Raw genomic sequence first — 3,052 nt, 5'->3', positions numbered from 1 at the left:
GACGGCGGCGACCACCACATCGTCATCGGCCGGGCCCGCACCCTCGGTGAGGTCCTGCAGGACAAGCCGCTGCTGTTCTACCGCGGCGGCTACCTGTCCACCGAACACCCCCGAGTCCACCCCGCCGAGGCGGAACTCGAGGAATTCCTCACCTGGAACGGCACCGACACCTGGCTGTAGAGGAGTACACCGAAACAATGTCCAGCGACGTGACCGCCCCGCTCGCCGCAGCCATCGCCGAGGCCGAAAAGCTCATCACCTCAGCCGAATTCATCGACACGGACATCGACCTCGCCGACGGCTTGGACTACCTGGCCGGCAGCATCGCCGCGGTCATCCAGCTGGCACGCTCGCGACAGCGCTCGCACCCGAACTTCGTCACCTCGACGGGCCCGTCCACCAAGATGGGCCTGGACAACCCCGACACCCTCTACTACCACGCCGACATCGAACCCGACGGAACCTACGAGGTCCGCGGAACACGGGGAAGCACCGTCGATCTGAGCTTCCAGATCCTGCGCGGCGACTACACCGCCACCAATGTCCCCGGTGGCGACGACGCCTTCGACGACCGCCGCATCACGATCGCCGACGACGGCTCGTTCACGCTCACCTTCGGCCCGGACCCGGCCGGTGAGCGACCGGACAACTACTTCGTCCTCGGCGACGGTGCGTCGATGCTGGCGGTGCGCGATGTGTACGGCGACTGGACCGAACGCAAAGGTTCGATCTCGATCCAGCGCGTCGACACCCGCGGCACCGCACCGGAGGAGCCCGACGTCGCCAAGGTCTCCCGACGGTTCTCGGTGGCGGGCAAGATGCTGCTCTCGCGCATCAACACCTGGTTCAACTTCCCGAAATGGTTCTACCTCGATGAGCCGGTCAACACCTTCACCCCGCCCAGGCTCACCCCGGGCGGACTGCGCACCCAGTTCTCATCGGTCGGTCACTACCGGCTCGCCGACGATGAGGCGATGATCATCACGGTGCCGCGCTCGACCGCCCCGTACCAGGGCTTTCAGCTCGGCAGCATGTGGTACATCTCTCTCGACTACGTCAACCACCAAACGAGCCTCAATTCGCATCAGGCGCAAGTGGATTCGGATGGAATGATCCGATTGGTGGTCTCCCGGCGAAATCCGGGCGTCACCAATTGGATCGAGACCACCGGCCGTGCGCGCGGAATCCTGCAGTTCCGCTGGCAACGCGTCGACGACCCGATCGGCCCCGAACTCGGACCATCGGCGCAGGTCGTCGCATTCGACGATGTTCCGGCGCACCTGCCGGAGTACGCCGCCAACCGCATCGACGACGCCGGGTGGCGCGATCTCATCGCCGCCAGACAGCAGGCCTTCGCGGACAGGATGCTCGGATGACCGGACTGCTCGCCGACAGAGTCGTGGTCGTCTCCGGCGTCGGGCCCGGCCTGGGCAAGGCGATCTGCCGCCGCATGGCCGACGCCGGTGCCACGGTCGTACTGGCCGCGCGCACCGAGTCGAGGCTCGCCGAGATCGCCGTCGAACTCGGCGAGAACACCCTGGTCGTGCCCACCGATATCACCGACGACGCCACCGTCGACAACCTGCGCGAACGCGTCATCGACCGGTTCGGCCGCGTCGATGTGCTGGTCAACAACGCCTTCGCCCTGCCGTCGATGAAACCGCTGGCCCGCACCGACTTCGACCAGATCACCGCGAGCCTCAACCTGACGGTCCTCGGCACGCTCCGGGTCATCAAGGCGTTCACCGAACCACTCGCCGACACCGCCGGAGCTATCGTCAACATCAATTCGATGGTCATCCGCCATTCCGAACCCCGTTACGGCAGTTATAAACTCGCGAAATCAGCGCTGCTGGCGATGTCGCAGACCCTGGCCACCGAACTGGGGGAGCGCGGTATCCGCATCAACTCGGTGGCTCCGGGCTACATCTGGGACGACCAGCTCAAGTGGTACTTCGGCCAGGTCGCCGACAAATACGGCATCACCACCGAGCAGGTCTACCAGCAGACAGCGGCGCGCTCGGACCTCAAACGGCTCCCCGAACCCGACGAGATCGCCGACGCCGTCGTCTTCCTCGCCTCACCGATGGCCCGCGCCATCACCGGCCACACCCTCGACGTGAACTGCGGTGAATACCATGACTGACCAGCCGTCGGCCCAGACATCAGTGGGCACCGTCGATGACCTGCACGCAGCGGCCACGCGCGCGACCGGACTGACCGACTTCGGCGGCGACGACTACCTCGAACCGTTGCGCGTTCTGCTCGATTCGTATGCACGAGAAGCGAATCTGACCCCTGCCGGCAGCAAGATGTCCCGCTTCTTCCTCAAGGGCGCACTCATCGCCCGGCTGCTCAGCGAGGCCGCGTGGCAGGCGAATCCGCAGTACGCCGACGTGCCGATCGAGCGTCCGATCTTCGTGACCGGCCTGCCCCGCACCGGCACCACCGCGCTGCACCGGCTGCTCACCGCCGACCCCGCCCATCAGGGACTGGAGATGTGGCTCACCCAGTGGCCGCAACCCCGTCCACCACACGACACGTGGGCCGACAACCCGGTGTTCGCCCAGCTCCAGGCGTCGTTCGCCCAGCATCACATCGACGATCCCGAGTTCATGGGACTGCACTACATGGCCGCCGACGAGGTGGAGGAATGCTGGCAGCTCCTGCGGCAGAGCGTCATGTCGGTGTCCTACGAATGCCTGGCCCATCTCCCGTCGTACTCGCGGTGGCTGGCCGGCCAGGATTGGGCACCCGCCTACGCCCGGCATCGCCGAAACCTGCAGCTCATCGGATCCAACGACCCCGAACGCCGGTGGGTGCTCAAGAACCCGAGCCACCTGTTCGCCCTCGACGCACTGCTCGAGGTGTACCCCGATGCACTGGTGATTCAGACGCACCGTGCGCCGGAAACCATCATCGCCTCGGCGTGCAGTCTCGCCGAACACGCCACCCGCGGCTGGTCGGACACGTTCACCGGCGCCACCCTGGGCCGGTCCCAGCTCGAACTGTGGTCGCGTGGCCTGCGCGTTTTCACCGAATCACGCGCCCG

General features: G+C 66.2%; 4 protein-coding genes. All 4 read left to right on the top strand.

Going from position 1 to position 3,052, the window contains the following annotated elements; translation table 11 throughout:
• The coding region (locus tag KDB67_RS07925) for a flavin reductase family protein (protein ID WP_291014522.1) at window positions 1–180 on the top strand (180 nt) is incomplete at its 5' end.
• Between the two features lie 17 nt (window positions 181–197).
• Complete coding sequence (locus KDB67_RS07920; RefSeq protein ID WP_291014520.1) at window positions 198–1,376, top strand: hypothetical protein; 1,179 nt, start codon at window positions 198–200, stop codon at window positions 1,374–1,376.
• The gene (locus tag KDB67_RS07915; protein WP_291014518.1) at window positions 1,373–2,146 is read left to right on the top strand and encodes an SDR family oxidoreductase; all 774 of its coding nucleotides are present in this window, start codon (window positions 1,373–1,375) and stop codon (window positions 2,144–2,146) included. The genes KDB67_RS07920 and KDB67_RS07915 overlap by 4 nt, the downstream gene beginning before the upstream one ends.
• The coding region (locus tag KDB67_RS07910; RefSeq protein ID WP_291014516.1) for a sulfotransferase at window positions 2,139–3,052 on the top strand (914 nt) is incomplete at its 3' end. The genes KDB67_RS07915 and KDB67_RS07910, both read left to right, overlap by 8 nt.

This window comes from Gordonia sp. (in: high G+C Gram-positive bacteria) (assembly GCF_020438995.1).
Taxonomy (GTDB): Bacteria; Actinomycetota; Actinomycetes; order Mycobacteriales; family Mycobacteriaceae; genus Gordonia.
The sequence above is the reverse complement of the archived record's forward strand: the minus strand, read 5'-3'. Positions and strand labels throughout refer to the sequence as shown.

Bases quoted from the DNA above. Each gene is read 5' to 3' on its own strand.
- KDB67_RS07920 (WP_291014520.1), top strand. From the start codon at position 198: ATGTCCAGCGACGTGACCGCCCCGCTCGCCGCAGCCATCGCCGAGGCC.
- KDB67_RS07915 (WP_291014518.1), top strand. From the start codon at position 1,373: ATGACCGGACTGCTCGCCGACAGAGTCGTGGTCGTCTCCGGCGTCGGG.